Genomic DNA, 17081 nt, shown 5'->3' on the forward strand with positions numbered 1-17081 from the left:
ACCAGTGTGATCGAGGAAGGATGCCGGGCGCCGGAGTGTGGTCGACGGCGCCGCCGCGCGCGGTCGCGCGGCCCCGGGCGCGCACGCCCGGTCACCGGATCGAGGGTGTTGCCGGTGCGTGCCGGTCAGGCCGGGCGGGTGCCCGGACGCGACGAACGGGACGCCGGCAGGCGGTCGGCGGCCGGATGTCCGGACGGGTCGGCCAGGGGCGGGCAGGCCCAGACGGCGGCGTCGGCGTCCGCCGGGTCGCCGTGCCCGGCGCCGCCGGGGTGCACCGCGCCGTCCGGCGGCAGCGGCACGACCGGTGTCGGCGCGAGCTCGACCGGACCGGGCCGGGCGACGGTCGCCGCCGCGGAGCGGGCCGGAACCATGACGACGGTCGCGCCGCCGGGAGCAGCGGCCGGTGCCGCGACCCGGACGGCCATCGGCCCGCCCCGCCCGGCTCCGGGGGCCCGGCCGGGCGGAGCCGTCGCCGTGCCGGCCGGCGCGCCGGCGTCCGGTGGTCGTGCCCCCGGTGCCCCGGGCGCCCCGGGAGCGGCGGGCGGGGACGCGGGCGCCGACGGCGCGGGGGGATCGAGCAGGTCGGTGATCGGGTCGAGCGGGGCGAGCACCGGGTCCAGCGGTCGCAGCACCGGCTCCAGCACACGCCGGACCGGACCGAGGACCGGGCGCAGCGGGCGGACCACGGGGGCGAGCGCGTCGGCGACCGGCGGGAGCACGTCCGCCGCCACCGGGTCGGTGACCGGGCGCAACGCGTCCGCGACCGGGGTGAGCACGCGGGCCCGCACCGGCTCGGTGACCGGACGCAGGGCGTCCGCGACGGGGTCGAGCACCCGGTCCGGCGCGGGTTCGAGGCCCGGACCCGGAGCGCCGGCGGTCGGGGGGCGCGCCCGGTCGCGCGCCGGGTCCACCCGCGGGCGCGGCGCCCCGCGCACCGGACGGGCGCGCGCCGGTCGGTCGGCCGCCGGCCGGACCGCGGGCGACGTGGTCCGAGCCATCGGCGGCGGTGGCGGCCCGGGCGCCGGTGGCGGTGCCGCCGGATCGGTCGCCCGGACCTCGTCGGATCCGGACGGTGACACGCCCAGCACCGGACCCAGCGCGCCGGTGAGCAACCGGACGACGCCGGGCGGCGACGCGGGCGGTGGGCGCTCGGCGGCGTGGGCGGCGCCGGCGGCGGCGACCTCGTGCGCCGCCCAGACCGCGACGACGCCGCCGAGCAGCAGGCCGAGGCGCAGCGCCCAGCGTGCCGGCGGCCCGACCCGTCGCGTCATCCCCGCACCCCCGGGACCCGCGTGCAGCGACGCCGGTCACTGCCCGAACTCTACCGAACGTGGCGGTCCGGGCACAGCATGCCGCTGATCGGTTTCGGGCGCGTCCACCACCGACAGGCGTGGCGCGCGGCCGGTCCGGGTACCACCGTCGGCATGAGTACGAGCACGGCGGACCGCGCCGACACCGACACCGTGGCCGCCCCCGCCGGCGTGGTGGCGGTCGTCGCCCACCGGAAGAAGACGTTCGGCGGCGGCCTCGACGAGCTGCGCGCCCGGCTGGCCACCGCCGGCGTCGGGCGGCTGATCTGGCACGAGGTGCCGAAAAGCCGTAAGGCCCCGAAGCGGGTCCGCGCGGCGCTCGACGAGGGCGCCGACCTGGTGCTGGTCTGGGGCGGGGACGGCATGGTGCAGCGGTGCGCCGACACGCTGGCCGGCACCGGCGTGCCGATGGGCATCCTGCCCGCCGGCACCGCCAACCTCTTCGCCGCCAACCTCGGCATCCCCGCCGACCTGCCGGAGGCGGTGCGCATCGCGCTGCACGGCCGGCGGCGCCGGCTGGACCTGGGCCGGCTCAACGGGGAGCACTTCGCGGTGATGGCCGGCGCCGGCTTCGACGGCGACCTGATCCGCGACGCCGACCGCAAGCTCAAGGGCCGGTTCGGCCGGGTGGCGTACGTCTGGACCGCGCTGCGGCACGTGCGCGGCGAGTGCGTCCGCACCCGGATCCGGGTCGACGGCGCGGACTGGTTCGACGGCGAGGCGAGCTGCGTGCTGTTCGGCAACGTCGGCACCATCACCGGCGGCATTCCGGCCTTCGACGACGCCCGGCCCGACGACGGGGTGCTCGAGGTCGGCGTCGCCACCGCCAGCGGCGCCGTGGACTGGGCGCGCACGTTGGGCCGGATGGCCGCCGGCCGCTCCGACGACTCACCGTTCGTGCGGATCACCCGGGGCCGCAAGATCCGGGTCCGGTTCGCCGCGCCGAAGACGTACGAGCTGGACGGCGGCGCGCGGGGCACGGCGAAACGGCTGAAGGTCACGGTGGTCCCGGGCGGATTGACGGTCTGCTGCCCCGACCCGGTGGACTGACCCGGCCGGCGCCGGGCCGGACGCGCCGGGCAGGATGCGGGCATGCGCGACGACGTACGCGACTACCTCGCCGACCTGGTGCGGCGCTCCCGGGACGTGCTCGGCGACGACCTGGTCGGGGCGTACGCGGCCGGTTCGGTCGGGTTGGGCGCCTACCAGCCGGGCCGCAGCGACGTGGACGTGGCGCTGCTGGTCGCCGCGTCGCCGGCCGGGGCCGCCCGGCGGGCGCTGGTGGACCGGCTGCGGCACGAGGCGCTGCCCTGCCCGGCGCGTGGCCTGGAGCTGGTCGTCTACCGCCGCGACGTGGCCGCCTCCGGCACGCCGGAGCCCGGCTTCGAGGTGGAGCTGAACACCGGCGCCACCATGCCGTTCCGGGCCACCTACGACCCGGCCGACCGGCCCGCCGCCGACGGGCGGTTCTGGTACGCGCTCGACCGCAGCATCCTGCGTCAGTCCGGCCTGACCCTGCTGGGCCCGCCCGCCGCCGAGGTCTTCGCCGACCCGCCGCCGGCCGCGCTGCGGGCGCTGCTCGTCGACGCGCTGCGCTGGTGGCTGGCGCTGCCCACGCCGCCCGGGGACGCGCCCGCGCCGGGGGCCGAGGACGCGGTGCTCGGGGCCTGTCGCGCGCTGGTGCGCTGCCGCGACGGCGTCTGGCTGGGCAAGGTCGACGCCGGCCTGCGGGTGGCGGGCGACGACCCGGACGCAGCGCTGATCCGGGCCTGCGTCGCCGCCCGCCGGGGCGGCCCGCCCCCGTCCGGCCCGGCGGCCCGCGCGTTCCAGCGACGGGTGCTGGCGCAGCTGGAGAGTGGCTGACGAAATTCGATGTCGCCCGGGCCCGCCGGGTGGCTAGGGTCGGACGATGATCGAGGTGCGCGACCTCGCCAAGCACTTCCGGGTGCACCGGCGGCAGCCCGGCCTGGCGGCGTCGCTGCGATCCCTGGTCCACCGCGAGCACGTCACCGTCCGCGCGGTCGACGGGGTCGGCTTCACCATCCCCGCCGGTGAGGTGGTCGGCTTCCTCGGCCCCAACGGCGCCGGCAAGACCACCACGCTGAAGTGCCTCACCGGCCTGCTGCACCCCAGCGCCGGCACGGTCCGGGTGCTGGGGCACACCCCGCACCGCCGGGAGGCGGCGTTCCTGCGCCGCGTCTCGCTGGTGATGGGCCAGCGCAACGGCCTGTTCTGGGATCTGCCGGCGGCCGACGCGTTCGAGGTCAACCGGGCCGTCTACGGCCTCGCCGAGGGGCCGTACCGGGCCGCGCTCGACGAGCTGGTCGACCTGCTCGGCCTCGCCCCGCTGCTCGGTCGGCAGGTGCGCGTGCTGAGCCTCGGCGAGCGGATGCGCTGCGAGCTGGCCGGGGCGTTGCTGCACCGCCCGGACGTGCTCTTCCTCGACGAGCCGACCCTCGGCCTCGACGTCAACGGGCAGGCCGCGGTCCGCGCCTTCCTGCGCGACTACAACGCCCGCCACGGCGCGACCGTGCTGCTGACCAGCCACTACATGGGCGACGTGACCGCGCTGGCCCGCCGGGTGCTGGTCATCGACCGGGGCGCCCTGCGGTTCGACGGCGACCTCGCCGCGCTGGTCGAGGCGCACTCGCCGCACCGGCTGGTCCGGGTCACGCTGCGCGAGCCCGCCCCCGCCGGCGCCTGGGCCGGGCTCGGCGAGCCGGTCGACGTCGACGGCGCGGTCGTCACGCTGGCGGTGCCCCGGGCCGAGACGGCGGCGGTCGCCGCCCGACTGCTGGCCACCCTGCCGGTCGACGACGTGGCGATCGGGGACCCGCCGGTCGAGGAGATCATCCGGGCGGTCTTCGCCGGTGCGTGACACCCTCACCGCCTACCGGGCGCTGGCGCGCGGCGGCACGCTGGTGGCCGTCACCTACCGGGGGCGGCTGGTGCTGCGCGTGCTCACCGGCTTCTTCCCGCTGCTCATGATGGCGGTCTGGCTGACCGTGGTCGCCGAGGCGGGCCCGCCGGCCGGCTGGACCAGCGCCGACTTCCTCGCCTACTACGCGGCCGCGACGCTGATGGCGAACCTCTCCGGCGACCACGTGATCTGGCAGTGGGACGCCGACCTGCGCAGCGGCGACCTGTCGCTGCGGCTGCTGCGCCCGCTGCACCCGTTCCACCAGTACGCCGCCGCCGACCTCGGGCAGCGCCTGGTCACCCTGGTGGCGCTCGCGCCGGCCCTGGCGCTGGCCGCGGTGCTCAGCCCCGACCTGGACTACCCGGTCACCCCGGCCCGACTGGCCGCCGTCGCGGCCGCGACGGCGCTGGCGTACGCGTTGGGTCTGCTGACCGCGTCCACGTTCGCGTTGCTCGGCTTCTGGAGCACCCAGACCGCGAACGTGTGGCTGCTCTGGTGGGGGCTCGGCTCGTTCGCCTCCGGCTGGGTCGCCCCGCTGGAGCTGCTGCCGCCGTGGCTGCGCACCGCCGCGGTGGTGCTGCCCTTCCGCAGCATGATGGGCTTTCCGGTGGAGCTGGTGACCGGCCGGCTGGACGGTGGTGAGACCGCGCTCGGTTTCGCCGTCGGTCTCGGCTGGCTCGGGGTGTTCGCGCTGCTCTACCGGATCGGCTGGCGTCGGGCCGTACGCCGGCACCAGGCGGTGGCCGGGTGATCCGCCGGCAGCTGCGGGTGCTGCGGATCTGCTGGCGCGCGGCGGTCGCCGCCGACCTGGAGTACCGGTTGCAGTTCCTCTCCGCCGCCGCGTTGAGCGCGTTCTGGATGGTGTGGGCCGTGGCCGGGGCCTCGGTCTACTTCCGCTTCGCCGGGTCCGTGGCCGGTTGGACGCACGGCGAGGTGCTGGTCGTCATCGGCCTGTTCTTCACGCTCAACGGCCTGCGCCAGACGCTGCTGCAACCCAACCTGGAACTGATGAGCGACCACGTCCGCCGCGGCACCCTCGACTTCCTGCTCACCAAGCCGTTCGACGCCCAACTGCTGGTGAGCCTCGGACGGGTGCGGGTGACCAACCTGCTCGACCCGGCGCTGGGCCTGGTGCTCGTCACGGTGGGCGTGGTGCTGTCCGGGCGCGGGGTCTCGCCGGGCCGGCTGGCCGCCTTCCTGCTGCTGTTGGGCTGCGCCGCGGTGCTGCTGTACGCGCTGACCGTGCTGCTGATGGCGGCGACCGTGGTGCTGGTGGCGGCGGAGGACCTGGACCGGGTCTCGTTCGCCTTCGTCGAACTGTCCCGCTTCCCGGTCGACCTCTACCGCGACCCGGCCCGCACGCTGCTCACCGTCGTCCCGGTCGCGTTCCTCACCACGTACCCGGGTGCGGCCCTGCTGGGCCGGCTCGACGCCCGGATGCTGCCGGTCGCGGTGGCGGTGGCCGCCGGCGCGGTGGTGGTGGCCACCGGGGCGTGGCGGCGGGCGCTGCGGTCGTACGCCGGGGCGGGCGGCTGACCGGCGCGCCGCCGGGCCGCCCCCGCCGGTGACTAGGGTGGGCGGGGGAGGTGCGGTGATCATGGAGCTGAGCGCGGAGATCCGGGCCGGGCTGGAGTCGGTGGTGCCCGGCGGGGTGGCGACCCGGGCGGCGGACCGGCTGCGGCTGGCCCACGACGCGTCGCACTACCTGCTGCACCCCGGCGCGGTGGTCACCCCGACCGACGCCGGCCAGGTCGCCGCGCTGCTCGCGCAGAGCCGGCGCGGCGGCCTCCCGCTGACCTTCCGCTCCGGCGGCACCAGCCTCAGCGGCCAGGCGGTCACCGACCGGCTGCTGGTCGACGTCCGCCGGCACTTCCGCGACCTGACCGTGCTCGACGACGGGCGGCGGGTCCGGGTGCAGCCCGGCGTGGTGCTGCGCCAGGTCAACGCGCGGCTCGCGCCGTACGGCCGCAAGCTCGGCCCGGACCCGGCCAGCGAGTCCGCGTGCACCGTCGGCGGCGTGGTCGCCAACAACTCCAGCGGCATGACCTGCGGCACCGAGTTCAACACCTACCGGACGCTGGAGTCGCTGGTGCTGGTGCTGCCCAGCGGCACCGTGCTGGACACCGGCGCCCCGGACGCCGACGCCCGGCTGCGCGCCGCCGAGCCGGACCTGCACGCCGGGCTGCTGCGGCTGCGCGAGCGGGTGCGCGGCAACCCCGACTCGGTCCGCCGGGTCCGCGCCCAGTACGCCATGAAGAACACCATGGGGTACGGCGTGAACGCGTTCCTCGACCACGACGACCCGGTCGACCTGCTCACCCGGCTGGTGGTGGGCAGCGAGGGCACGCTCGCGTTCGTCGCGTCGGCCACGTTCCGCACCGTACCGGTGCAGCGGCACGCCGCGACCGGTCTGCTGGTCTTCGACTCGCTCGGCGCGGCGATGGCCACCATGCCGGAGCTGGTGGCCGCCGGGCCGGCGGCGGTCGAGCTGCTCGACGCCGCCGCGCTGCGGGTCGCCCAGCGGGACCCGCAGGCGGACGCCGCGCTGCGCGGCCTGGCCGTGCGCGGGCACGCCGCGTTGCTGGTCGAGTGGCAGGAGTCCGACCCGGAGGCGCTGGCCGGGCGGGTCGCCGCCGCCGAGCCGGTGCTGGCCGGCCTACCGCTGACCGCCCCGGCCCGGCTCAGCGGTGAGCCCGCCGCCCGCGCCGCGCTCTGGCACATCCGCAAGGGTCTCTACGCCGCGGTGGCCGGCGCCCGCCCGTCCGGGACCACCGCGCTGCTGGAGGACGTCGCCGTGCCGGTCGAGGCCCTCGCGGGCACCTGCGCCGCGTTGGCCGAGCTGTTCGACCGGCACCGCTACGCCGACAGCGTGATCTTCGGCCACGCCAAGGACGGCAACCTGCACTTCATGCTCAACGAGCGGTTCGCCGACGGCGAGGCCCCCACCCGCTACGCCGACTTCACCGAGGAGATGGTCGACCTGGTCCTCGGCCACGGCGGCACGCTGAAGGCCGAGCACGGCACCGGCCGGGTGATGGCCCCCTACGTGCGCCGCCAGTTCGGCGACGAGCTGTACGACGTGATGCGGCAGGTGAAGACGCTCTGCGACCCGGACGGCGTACTCAACCCCGGCGTGCTGCTCAGCGACGACCCGGAGATCCACCTGCGGCACCTGAAGACCGTGCCGACGGTGGAGGAGGAGGTGGACCGGTGCGTCGAGTGCGGCTACTGCGAGCCGGTCTGCCCCAGCCGCGACCTCACCACCACGCCCCGACAGCGGATCGTGCTGCGCCGCGAGATCGCCGCCGCCGAGGCCGCCGGCGACCGGGCGCTGGCCCGGGAGCTGACCGACGCGTACGACTACGACGCGGTGCAGACCTGCGCCGTGGACGGCATGTGCGCCACCGCCTGCCCGGTCCTGATCAACACGGGTGACCTGGTCAAGCGGCTGCGCGCCGAGGAGCACGGGCGGGCCACGCGCGCCGGCTGGCGGGGCGCGGCCCGACGCTGGGACGCCACCACCCGGGGCATGGCCCGGGGGCTGGACCTGGCCGGCGCGCTGCCGCCCGCGCTGCCCGAGGCGGCCACCCGGGCCGCCCGCGCCGTGCTCGGCGCCGACCGGGTGCCGCAGTGGCGGCGGGACCTGCCGCGCGGCGGCGAGCCCCGCCGCCCCCGGCCGGCGGACGAACCGGACGCCGTCTTCGTGCCGTCCTGCCTCGGCACGCTCTTCGCCCCCGCCGAGGGCGGCGTCGGCGTGGCCGCCGCGCTGCTCACGCTCGCCGAGCGGGCCGGCGTCGGCCTGCTCGTGCCGGACGGGATCGGCGACCTCTGCTGCGGCACCCCTGGTCGTCCAAGGGCCTCACCGACGGCTACCGCGCGCTGCGCGACCGGGTCCCGCCGGTGCTGCGCGCGGCCAGCCGCGACGGGACGCTGCCGGTGGTCAGCGACGCCGCCTCCTGCACCGAGGGCTTCGACCGGCTGCTCGCCGACGCCGGGGACCTGCGGGTGGTCGACGCCGTCGCCTACACCGCCACGGTGCTGCTGCCCCGGCTGACCGTGCGCCGCCGGCTGGGCTCGCTCGCGCTGCACCCGACCTGCTCGTCCACCCGGCTCGGCCTGGACGACGCGCTGCTCACGGTGGCCCGCGCGGTCGCCGACGAGGTGGTGGTCCCGGACGGCTGGCAGTGTTGCGGCTTCGCCGGCGACCGGGGCCTGCTGCACCCGGAGCTGACCGCGTCGGCCACCCGCGCCGAGGCCGCCGCCGTCACCGCGCGCCCCTTCGACGGGTACGCCTCGGTGAACCGCACCTGCGAGATCGGGCTGGCCCGGGCCACCGGGCAGCCGTACCGGCACCTGCTGGAGCTGCTGGCCGAGGTGACCGCCTGATGGGGCGCAGCTGGTGGCTCGCCGGCCTGATGCTCGTCGTCGGCGTGCTGGTGGGCGTCGCCCAGGAGGGTGTGGCGCCGTCGGTGCTGGGCTTCGCGGGCTTCGCCGTCCTGGCGGTGCTCTTCTCGCCGCTGGCCTTCCCCCGGTCGCTGAGCGCCGCGGAGGCACGCCGTCGCAGCGCGCGCGACGGCCGCCCGGTCGTCCACTGGCGTCCCGGCTGCACCTACTGCCTCCGGTTGCGCCTGCGACTGGGCCGGCACGCGGGGCGGGCGCACTGGGTGGACATCTGGCGCGACCCGGAGGCAGCGGCGGCGGTCCGGGCGGTCACCGGCGGCGACGAGACCGTCCCGACGGTGGTCCTGCCGGACCAGGCCGTGGTGAACCCCGACCCGGCCTGGCTGCGCGCGCGGCTCCGGGCCTGACGGCGGGGCCGGCCGGTGCCCGACGGCCGGGTCAGAGCGGGCGGGTCAGCTCCGCGACCAGGTCGGCGGCCGGCGCCGCCCGGGCACCGCGCCAGCCGGTGCCGGCCCACAGGTGCAGCCGGTCGGCGTCACCGGCCCCGGCGGCGGCGACCCGCAACGGCCGGGTCAGGTGGTGCAGCGCCGGATAGCCGAGCGGGGCCGCCGCGTCGTGCCGCTCGACGAAGCGGTTGCGCAGCGCCCGCGCGGGACGGCCGGTGAACGCGCGGGTGACCACGGTCCGGTCCCGGGCCGGGTCGACGAGCGCGTCCCGGTGGGTCCGCCCGGTGCCGCTCTCGTCCGCCAGCAGCAACAGCGTGCCGACCAGCACCCCGACCGCGCCGGCGGCGAGCGCGTCGGCGACGTCCCGCCCGCCGCCCACCCCGCCCGCGGCGAGGACCGGCAGCCCGGTGCGCCCGGCCACCTGCCGGACCAGGTCCGGCAGCGGACGCGGCGCGGGTGGGGCCGCCGGGGTGAACGTGCCGAGGTGTCCGCCGGCCGCCCCGCTCTGCGCCACCAGCCCGTCCACCCCGAGGTTGGCCGCGACCGCCGCCTCCTCCGGCCCGGTCACGGTGACCAGCACCCGGCTGCCGGCCCGGCGCAGGTCCCGGACCACGGCCGCCGGGGGTGGGCCGAACGTGAAGCTGACCACCGGCACCGGTTCGCGGCGCAGCAGGTCGAGCTTGGCGTCCCAGTGGTCGTCGTCGGCGACCCGGTCGACCGTCGCCAGGTCCAGGCCGTAGGGCGCGCCCTCGGGCGCGATCCGGCCCGCGTAGCGGCGGAACTCCGCCTCCGTGACCGGCACCGGGGTGGGCACGAAGACGTTCACCCCGAACGGGTGGCCGCCGGCCCGCAGCTCGGCGATCTCCGCCGCCACCGCCTCGGGGGTGCGGTAGCCGGCGGCGAGGAAGGCGAAGCCACCGGCCGTACCCACCGCCGTCGCGAGCCGGGTGGTGGACGGCCCGCCGGCCATCGGCGCCGCCACCACCGGCAGGTCCACCCCGAGCAGATCCCGAATTCCCGTCACCGCCCCAGTCTGCCGCCTCCGCCGCCCGGAACCGGGGCTGCCGGCGGGAGCGGTCGTGGTTAGGCTCGGGCGATGCATCGATCCCGGCTGTACGCCCTGATCATCGACGCGCCCCAGGAGTCCGCGGGAGCGGTCACCGCGTTCTGGTCCGCCGCGCTCGGCGCCGAGGTGCGCACCGACCCGAGCGAGCCCGAGTTCACCGGCCTGGCCGACGTGGTGCCGGGTCTGGTCACCGCCGTGCAGGCGGTGGACGACGCGCCCCGCCACCACCTCGACATCGAGACCGACGACGTGCCGGCCGAGGTCGAGCGGTTGCGGGGGTTGGGCGCCACGCCGGTCTCCCGGTGGCAGGACTGCCACGTGTTGCGGGCGCCGGGGGGTCACCTGGTCTGCGTGATCCCGGTGGCCAGCGACCCGGAGCTGTTCGCGTCGACCGCCACCCGCTGGCCGTGAGGCCGGCGCCCCGGCCGGTGAGGGCCGGGGCGCCGGAGCCGGTCAGGCGGTGTAGGGCAGGGTGACCGTCGAGCGGTCCCCGGTGCCCAGTGTGGTGGCGCCGGCGCCGATGGCGTTCCACACCTCCACGGTCACCGTGCCGCCGGCCAGGTCACCGAGCGTCCCGACGCCGGAGAGCAACCCCCGGGCCTGGGTGTAGTGCTCCCACCCGGGCACCGGGTCGGTGGCGAAGTACTGGTACGTCTCCACCCGGTCGGCGGTGCCGTCGCCGGTCAGGTCGTAGGAGACCCGGACGTGGGTGCCGTTGCCGACCGTCGTGCCCGCGTCCAGCAGCAGGTCGAACCGGGTCGCCCCGCCGGTGTAGCGGGCCGTCAGACCGGAGGCGGTGAACCGCAGCGGTTCCCCGCCGGTCGCCGGGACGGTCACCGTGGCCGAGGCGCCGGCCGCGCCGGCCAGGCCGGTCGGGCCGACCAGGTGACGTTCCGCGGTGAACCCGCCCGACGCCGGCGGCGTCGTGGTGGCGGTGCTCCCGGCGTACGGCAGCACCAGGCGGGACGCGTCACCGATGCCGAGCGTGGTGGGCCCGGCGCCGATGGCGTTCCACACCTCGATCCGGACCGTGCCGCCGGACAGGTCGCCCAGCGTGCCGGTGGCCGAGGTGAGGCCCTGCGTCTGGCGGTAGTGCTCCACACCGGTGACCGGGTCGGTGGCGTAGTACCGGTAGGTCTCCACCCGGTCGAAGCTGCCGTCGCCGGTGAGGTCGTACGAGACCCGGGCCTGGACCCCGTTACCGACCGCGGTGCCCGCGTCGACGGCCAGGTCGAACGCCGTGTTCCCGCCGGTGTACGTGCCGGTCAGCCCGGTGGCGGTGAAGACCTGCGCGTTGGCCGGCGCGCCGTCGTGGTTGCCGTTTGCCGCGGCCACCGTGACCGTGCCGGCCGGGCCGGCGGCGGCGCCCAGCGCCCCGCCGGAGCCCAGGTAGCGGGTCGGCTCCAGCGCCGGCGGCGGGGTGGTCGGGCTCGGGCTCGGGCTGGTCGGCGTCGGGCTCGGCGTGGTCGGCGTCGGGGTGGGCGTGGTCGGCGTCGGCGTGGGGGTGCTCGGCGTCGGGGTCGGCGTCGACGTCGGCGGGGGACCGGTCGGCACCGTCACGCCGCCGGTGGCGCTGCCCCCGCTCCAGGTGTACGCCCCGGAGGTGACCGTCTTCCCGGCCGGCACCGCCAGCGTGGTGCCGTCGGAGAACGTGACGGTCAGCGGCGCCGCGGTGATGTTCGACGCCACGTACGTGCGCTCGGTGCCCGTGCGGAACACCTTCGCCAGCGGGTGGTTCGCGGTGACCGAGGTGTCCACCGTGCCGAGCGCGGCGAGGTTGCGGATCCAGTGGAACGTGTGCGCCTTGCTCTCGCCCTCCTCGCTGGCGAAGGTGCTGTTGGCCCGGAAGTTGCGCAACGCCTGCTCGCCGTCGCCGAGGGCCAGGAACTCCCAGATGATGTCCTGCCACACCGTCGGTGGGCCGTTCTTGTTGGCGAGCAGCTCCGCGTAGTTGGCCTTGACGTACTCCGGGTGGTCGCCGAGGTAGAGGTGACCACCGGTGATCGGCAGCATGTTGATGCCCTGGATCATCTCCGGGGCCGAGGAGAACCAGGTGGCGTACGCGCCGCCGTCGCCCCACACCATGCCGACGGTCTTGTGGCCGAAGGCGGCCGGGAAGTTCTCGTCGTGCACGTCGAACCAGTACTCGGAGATGGCCGCCGACTGGGTGGTCCACAGGTAGACGCCGGCGTCGCGGACGGCGGTGTTCCGGTCGCCTGACCCCACTGGATGAGCGCGTTGGCGAAGTTCATGCCCTCCGAGGAGGACTCCTGGTTGTTGCCGGCGAAGAACGGCGCCAGGCCGGAGGCCCAGTCGTGGCCGGCGTAGATGTCGAAGTCCCGCAGGTAGGGGAACCGGTTGTCGGCGCGGTCGTAGTTGTTGGCGTCGCGGATGAGCAGGTCCACCATGCCGCCGTAGCGGGTGTCGTCGGCCCAGCCCGGGTCGAACTTGGCGACCGTGGCCGCGGCGGCGACGAAGTAGCCGTAGTGGAAGTGGTGGTCGTTGAGGTCCTCGTCGGAGCCGTACGAGGCGGGGTAGCCGATCAGCGTGCCCCAGTTGCGGTCGTAGTAGAACAGCTGGCCGGTCTCGCCGGAGCTCGCGGTGAGCCAGTTGGTCAGGCGCGCCTTCATGGCGGTCACCGCCGCGTCGCGCACGGCGGTGAGGCCGAGCTGGTCGGCGATCTCGGCGATCCGGGCGGCCCGGCCGAGGCCCTTGCCGGCCCAGTAGGTGTCCCGCCCGCTGATCCCCTCCGGGTTGGCCAGTTCGGCGTTGAGGTAGTTGGTGACGGTGGTCAGGTCCGCGCCCGTCGCGTCACCCACCGCCGGCACCTCCGGCAGCACGCCGGTGTAGCGCATCGAGGTGGTGAAGGACGGCACCCCGACCAGCACCCGCATGGCGCCGCGCGCGGAGACGTACGTGCCGGTGATCGGGGTGGCGCCGGTGAGGCTGCGCCACTGGTGCGGGTAGAGCGCCACCACCGTCTTCGTCTCGGTGCCCTCGCGGGGCGTGGTGGTGAACGCGTACGTGGTGCGCACCGTGCCGGCGGCCTGGTCGTACGCGTAGCTCATCCGGGTGCCGGTGACGTGCGCGTGGGCGTACCTGCCGTACTCGTCGGCGAGGGCGGCCTTGTCCGCGCCGCCGGGCAGCACGGCCACGGAGAAGTAGCCCTTGCCGGCGAGCGTCGAGCTGATGCCGGCGCCGTTGACGGTCCAGGTCGCGCCGGTCGGCGCGTACGCGACGTAGTCGTGGCCGTTGACGGTGAAGCCGATGGTGGCGCCGGAGTTGCGCCAGACCGTCGGCGTCGCGGTGGCGGTGAGCTGCGCGGCGCCGCCACCGGTGACGGTGTAGTAGCTGAACGGCAGCCCGTGGCCGATGGTGGCCCGCATGCTCCGGTTGCCGTCGCTCCAGTCGGCGGTGACCGTCCAGTCGGTCCAGTCGGCGGCCTTGACCACGGGCGCGGCGAGGCCGGCCACCCCGACCCGGACGTCCTCGGTGTACGGGTAGTGGAATTCGCCGACCCCGGTGGCGGTGCCGCTGATCGCCGGCGTGGTGGTGTACGACAGCCCGAGCCCGTTGTTCTCGGCCTTGAACGCCAGCGGGTGGGCCTGGAGGTTCTCGCTGGTCCCGCAGTTGTTGCGCTTCCAGATCAGCGACGACCACCAGTCGTTGGTGGGGATCGCGCCGGCCGGGGCGTCCGCGGTGGCGAAGATCCGCGGGTTGGTGCTGACGGTGCCGCAGCCCTTGGGCAGCACGGCGCCGGGCGGCAGCGTCTCGGTGTAGCTGCCCGCGCCGACGGTGCCGGCGGCGGCGGTGCCGCCGCCGCCGACCACGACGCCGAGCAGTCCGGCCGCGAGCACGGACACGGCGGCGAGGGCGACCACCCGACGGGGGCGTCGGCGGGCGGGGGACGGAACCGGTTCCGGCAGCGGTGCGGCGCCGGGGGAGAAGTCCCGCAGGGGGAGTGTCATGGAGGTCCCCTTCAGAGGAGAAGGCGGGGTACGGGTGGTGGTCCGATGGTCGAGAGAGCGCTCTCTTGAGAAGCGAGATTAGGTTCCGGTTACGCGTCCGTCAATGTCTCGTTACCGAAGAGAGCGCTCTCTCGACCTTCCCCGACGCCCCCCGGTGGACCTCCGAAACGCCTCTGACCAGGGACGACGGGAACAGCACGGCACCGCCCTCCGCCGTACCCGATGCGGCGGCGGAGGGCGGTGCGCGGCTTTTGCGAGTTGCGGCGCTCAGGCGGCGGTCGCGGCGAGCCGGTCCATACCGGACACCGGCGCCGGGACGACGCCCGGCTGCTCGCCGCCGCCGGTGCGGCGCGGCCCGGGCGCGACGGCCGACCGCGGCGTGCGGGCGGCGGTCAGGCCGAGCTGCGCGGCCTCCCAGGCGGCGCAGGGCCACGCGGCGCCGGCGCAGCTCGGGCTGGCGCACACCCGCTCCGCGTCGGGCTGGTGCGCGTCGGCCACCGCGGCGGCCAGATCCCACAGCAACGGATCGGTCACCTCGTCGGGACGGTCGGTGACGCGGTCTGTGCTGGCTTCGGACATGATCGGTCCCCCTGTCGTGAACGGCCCCCACCTGTTTCCGGAACCGGCCCCCGGCAAACCTGCGCCCGGTCCGCCGCGGGCATAGGCTGGCCGGCGTGGCGAGGTACTACGACCTGCATCCGGACAATCCCCAACCCCGGGTGATCCGGCAGGTGGTGAGTCTGCTGCGCGACGACGGGGTGATCGTCTACCCGACCGACTCCTGCTACGCGTTCGGCTGCCGGCTCGACAACCGGGCCGGCGTGGAGCGGATCCGGGAGATCCGGCGGCTCGACGACCGGCACCCGTTCACGCTGGTCTGCGCCGACTTCGCCCAGCTCGGCCAGTTCGTCAAGCTCAGCAACGCCGTCTTCCGGCAGGTGAAGTCCGTCATCCCGGGCAGCTACACGTTCATCCTCCCGGCGACCGCGGAGGTGCCCCGCCGGTTGCAGGACCCGCGCCGACGGGTGGTCGGGGCCCGGGTGCCGAGGCACACGGTGACCCAGGCGCTGCTCGCCGAACTGGGTGAGCCGCTGCTCTCCAGCACCCTGCTGCTGCCCGGTGAGGAGGAGCCGATGACCCAGGGCTGGGAGATCAAGGAGCGGCTCGACCACCTGGTCGACGCCGTGGTCGACGCCGGCGACTGCGGGCTCGAACCCACCACCGTCGTCGACCTGTCCGGCCCGGAGCCGGAGATCCTGCGCCGCGGCGCCGGCGACCCCGCCCGCTTCGAGTAGCGATCGGCCGGTTCCGCCCCGCCGGACCCGCCTCGTGCGGCACGGTGGACCCGGCGGACGGTGACGGGGGTACGGCGTGGACGCACTCGTGCTGATCACGGTGCTCGGCGTCACCGTGCTCGTCGGCACGACCATCGGCGGCCGCTACAGCGTCGCGCCGCCCGTGCTGCTCATCTCCATGGGCGCGCTGCTCGGGCTGCTGCCGCCGTTCGACAACGTGGTCCTCGAGCCCGAGGTCGTGCTGGTGCTGTTCCTCCCGGCGATCCTCTACCGGGAGAGCCTGGTGACCAGCCTCCGGGAGATCCGGGCCAACCTCGCGGTGATCGTGGGGCTGGCCGTCGCGCTGGTGATCATCACGATGGTCGCGGTCGCGTACGTGGCGCAGGCCCTGGGTGTCGAGCCGGCCGCCGCCTGGGTGCTCGGCGCGGTGCTGGCACCCACCGACGCCGCGGCCGTCGCCGGCCTGGCCAAGCGCATGCCGCGCGGCATCCTCACCACGCTGCGCGCGGAGAGCCTGGTCAACGACGGAACGGCGCTGGTCCTGTTCGCGGTGACGGTCGGGGTGATCGCGGGCGGGACGGTGCCCGGCCCGCTGGTGCTCACCGGAGAGTTCGTCGGCAAGTCGCTCGGCGGGGTGGCCGCCGGGCTGCTCGTCGGCGGGGTGGTGGTGCTGATCCGCAAGCACGTCGACGACCCGATGCGTGAGGGCGGCCTGAGCATCCTCACCCCGTTCGTCGCGTTCCTGCTCGCCGACGCGGTACGCGCCAGCGGGGTGCTCGCGGTGGTCGTCTCCGGGCTGCTGCTGTCCTACGCCGGTCCCCGGGTGATCCGGGCCCGCTCCCGGGTCACCGCGTACGCGTTCTGGGACCTCTCCACCTTCATGATCAACGGCAGTCTGTTCGTGCTGCTCGGCATGCAGGTGCCCCGCTCGTTGCGCAGCATCACCAGCCACTCGCCGACGGCCTCGCTGGGCATCGCGGTGCTGGTCGCCCTGGTCGTGGTGGTCACCAGGCTGGCCTGGGTGCACCTGTCGGTGACCGCGCTGCAGCGCCTCGACCGGCGGGAGTCGCGGCGGTCCCGTCACTTCGACGCCCGGATGCGGACCGCCGCCGGCTGGGCCGGCTTCCGCGGCGCGGTCTCCCTCGCCGCGGCGCTGGCCGTGCCGGTCACCATGCACGACGGGACCTCGGTGCGCGAACGTGACCTGATCATCTTCGTCACCGTGGTGGTGATCGTGCTGATCATGGTGGTGCAGGGCACCACGCTGCCGGCGGTCGTCACCTGGGCCGGGCTGATCGGCGACCGGGAACGCGACCACGAGGTGCGGTGGGCCCGGATCCGGGCCACCGAGGCGGCCCTGGAGGCGCTGCCCCAGGTCGCGGCCGAGCTGGGCGCCTCGTCGGACACCGTGGACCGGCTCCGGTCGGACTACGAGGACCACCTCGCCGACGTCCGGCGGCCGCCCGACGAGGCGACGGGGGAGGAGCGGGAGGCAACCCGCAGGTTGAAGCTGGAGTTGCTGGACCGCAAGCGGCGGGAGGTCACCCGGCTGCGCAACAGCAACCAGATCGACGACGCGGTGCTACGGCAACTCCAGGCCGGCGTCGACATCGAGGAGATCCGGCTGCTCGGCCCCGAGGTGGAGGACTGAGCCGGACGGCCGCGCCGGACCGGC

Annotated in this window: 14 protein-coding genes and 1 pseudogene; 11 read left to right on the plus strand and 4 right to left on the minus strand. The window is 75.8% G+C overall.

The features are described 5' to 3' along the window. Positions 1 to 125 precede the first annotated feature (125 nt). The gene (locus CO540_RS03150) at positions 126 to 1271 is read right to left on the minus strand and encodes a hypothetical protein (protein WP_099160831.1); all 1146 of its coding nucleotides are present in this window, start codon (positions 1269 to 1271) and stop codon (positions 126 to 128) included. A gap of 153 nt (positions 1272 to 1424) precedes the next feature. Here CO540_RS03150 and CO540_RS03155 point away from each other — a divergent pair, with 153 nt between their 5' ends. The 8 genes from CO540_RS03155 to CO540_RS03185 all read left to right on the plus strand — a co-directional run bounded on the left by CO540_RS03155 (position 1425) and on the right by CO540_RS03185 (position 9038). Continuing rightward, complete coding sequence (locus tag CO540_RS03155; protein ID WP_099164566.1) at positions 1425 to 2360, plus strand: diacylglycerol kinase family protein; 936 nt, start codon at positions 1425 to 1427, stop codon at positions 2358 to 2360. A gap of 42 nt (positions 2361 to 2402) precedes the next feature. After that, positions 2403 to 3173 carry a nucleotidyltransferase gene (locus CO540_RS03160; RefSeq protein ID WP_099160832.1) on the plus strand — a complete coding sequence of 257 codons (771 nt, stop codon included), beginning with the start codon at positions 2403 to 2405 and terminating at the stop codon, positions 3171 to 3173. A 46-nt stretch (positions 3174 to 3219) separates the two neighbouring features. Further along, positions 3220 to 4188 carry an ATP-binding cassette domain-containing protein gene (locus CO540_RS03165; RefSeq protein ID WP_099160833.1) on the plus strand — a complete coding sequence of 323 codons (969 nt, stop codon included), beginning with the start codon at positions 3220 to 3222 and terminating at the stop codon, positions 4186 to 4188. After that, on the plus strand, positions 4181 to 4981 hold the full coding sequence (locus CO540_RS03170; RefSeq protein WP_099160834.1) for an ABC-2 family transporter protein: 801 nt from the start codon (positions 4181 to 4183) through the stop codon (positions 4979 to 4981). Before CO540_RS03165 ends, CO540_RS03170 begins: the two co-directional genes overlap by 8 nt. Further along, on the plus strand, positions 4978 to 5766 hold the full coding sequence (locus CO540_RS03175) for an ABC transporter permease (protein ID WP_091574271.1): 789 nt from the start codon (positions 4978 to 4980) through the stop codon (positions 5764 to 5766). The genes CO540_RS03170 and CO540_RS03175 overlap by 4 nt, the downstream gene beginning before the upstream one ends. Before the next feature lie 61 nt (positions 5767 to 5827). Further along, positions 5828 to 8284: an FAD-binding and (Fe-S)-binding domain-containing protein gene (locus tag CO540_RS03180; RefSeq protein WP_253866402.1), complete on the plus strand. Its 2457-nt coding sequence runs from the start codon at positions 5828 to 5830 to the stop codon at positions 8282 to 8284. Then, positions 8167 to 8616, plus strand: coding sequence for a hypothetical protein (locus CO540_RS30725; RefSeq protein WP_253866404.1), 450 nt, complete (start codon positions 8167 to 8169; stop codon positions 8614 to 8616). Before CO540_RS03180 ends, CO540_RS30725 begins: the two co-directional genes overlap by 118 nt. Beyond that, complete coding sequence (locus CO540_RS03185) at positions 8616 to 9038, plus strand: glutaredoxin domain-containing protein (RefSeq protein WP_099160835.1); 423 nt, start codon at positions 8616 to 8618, stop codon at positions 9036 to 9038. Before CO540_RS30725 ends, CO540_RS03185 begins: the two co-directional genes overlap by 1 nt. A gap of 31 nt (positions 9039 to 9069) precedes the next feature. Here CO540_RS03185 and CO540_RS03190 read toward each other — a convergent pair whose 3' ends face one another. Then, positions 9070 to 10101: a nitronate monooxygenase gene (locus tag CO540_RS03190; RefSeq protein WP_253866406.1), complete on the minus strand. Its 1032-nt coding sequence runs from the start codon at positions 10099 to 10101 to the stop codon at positions 9070 to 9072. Positions 10102 to 10173: 72 nt separating this feature from the next. On the opposite strand from CO540_RS03190, the gene CO540_RS03195 reads away from it, so the two are divergent. Beyond that, entirely contained in the window at positions 10174 to 10554 is a 381-nt protein-coding gene (locus CO540_RS03195; protein WP_099160837.1) for a VOC family protein, read from the plus strand. 42 nt (positions 10555 to 10596) lie between these two features. Here the strand turns inward: CO540_RS03195 and CO540_RS30730 are convergent. Beyond that, positions 10597 to 14111 (minus strand): annotated as a pseudogene (locus tag CO540_RS30730) (glycosyl hydrolase). A 267-nt stretch (positions 14112 to 14378) separates the two neighbouring features. Beyond that, positions 14379 to 14690 (minus strand): hypothetical protein, encoded by a 312-nt coding sequence (locus CO540_RS03205; protein ID WP_253866408.1) that lies wholly within the window; start codon positions 14688 to 14690, stop codon positions 14379 to 14381. A gap of 95 nt (positions 14691 to 14785) precedes the next feature. Between CO540_RS03205 and CO540_RS03210 the strand changes: the two genes are divergently transcribed. Both CO540_RS03210 and CO540_RS03215 read left to right on the plus strand, forming a co-directional pair. After that, complete coding sequence (locus tag CO540_RS03210) at positions 14786 to 15406, plus strand: L-threonylcarbamoyladenylate synthase (RefSeq protein WP_098744704.1); 621 nt, start codon at positions 14786 to 14788, stop codon at positions 15404 to 15406. A 76-nt stretch (positions 15407 to 15482) separates the two neighbouring features. Next, entirely contained in the window at positions 15483 to 17057 is a 1575-nt protein-coding gene (locus tag CO540_RS03215) for a Na+/H+ antiporter (RefSeq protein ID WP_172967781.1), read from the plus strand. Positions 17058 to 17081 lie beyond the last annotated feature (24 nt).

The sequence above is a fragment of the Micromonospora sp. WMMA2032 genome (genome assembly GCF_002688545.1).
GTDB classification, from domain to species: domain Bacteria; phylum Actinomycetota; class Actinomycetes; order Mycobacteriales; family Micromonosporaceae; genus Micromonospora; species Micromonospora sediminicola.

Coding starts and splice junctions, on each gene's coding strand:
- CO540_RS03150 (WP_099160831.1), bottom strand. CDS start 1,271: ATGACGCGACGGGTCGGGCCGCCGGCACGCTGGGCGCTGCGCCTCGGC.
- CO540_RS03155 (WP_099164566.1), top strand. CDS start 1,425: ATGAGTACGAGCACGGCGGACCGCGCCGACACCGACACCGTGGCCGCC.
- CO540_RS03160 (WP_099160832.1), top strand. CDS start 2,403: ATGCGCGACGACGTACGCGACTACCTCGCCGACCTGGTGCGGCGCTCC.
- CO540_RS03165 (WP_099160833.1), top strand. CDS start 3,220: ATGATCGAGGTGCGCGACCTCGCCAAGCACTTCCGGGTGCACCGGCGG.
- CO540_RS03180 (WP_253866402.1), top strand. CDS start 5,828: ATGGAGCTGAGCGCGGAGATCCGGGCCGGGCTGGAGTCGGTGGTGCCC.
- CO540_RS03185 (WP_099160835.1), top strand. CDS start 8,616: ATGGGGCGCAGCTGGTGGCTCGCCGGCCTGATGCTCGTCGTCGGCGTG.
- CO540_RS03195 (WP_099160837.1), top strand. CDS start 10,174: ATGCATCGATCCCGGCTGTACGCCCTGATCATCGACGCGCCCCAGGAG.
- CO540_RS03205 (WP_253866408.1), bottom strand. CDS start 14,690: ATGTCCGAAGCCAGCACAGACCGCGTCACCGACCGTCCCGACGAGGTG.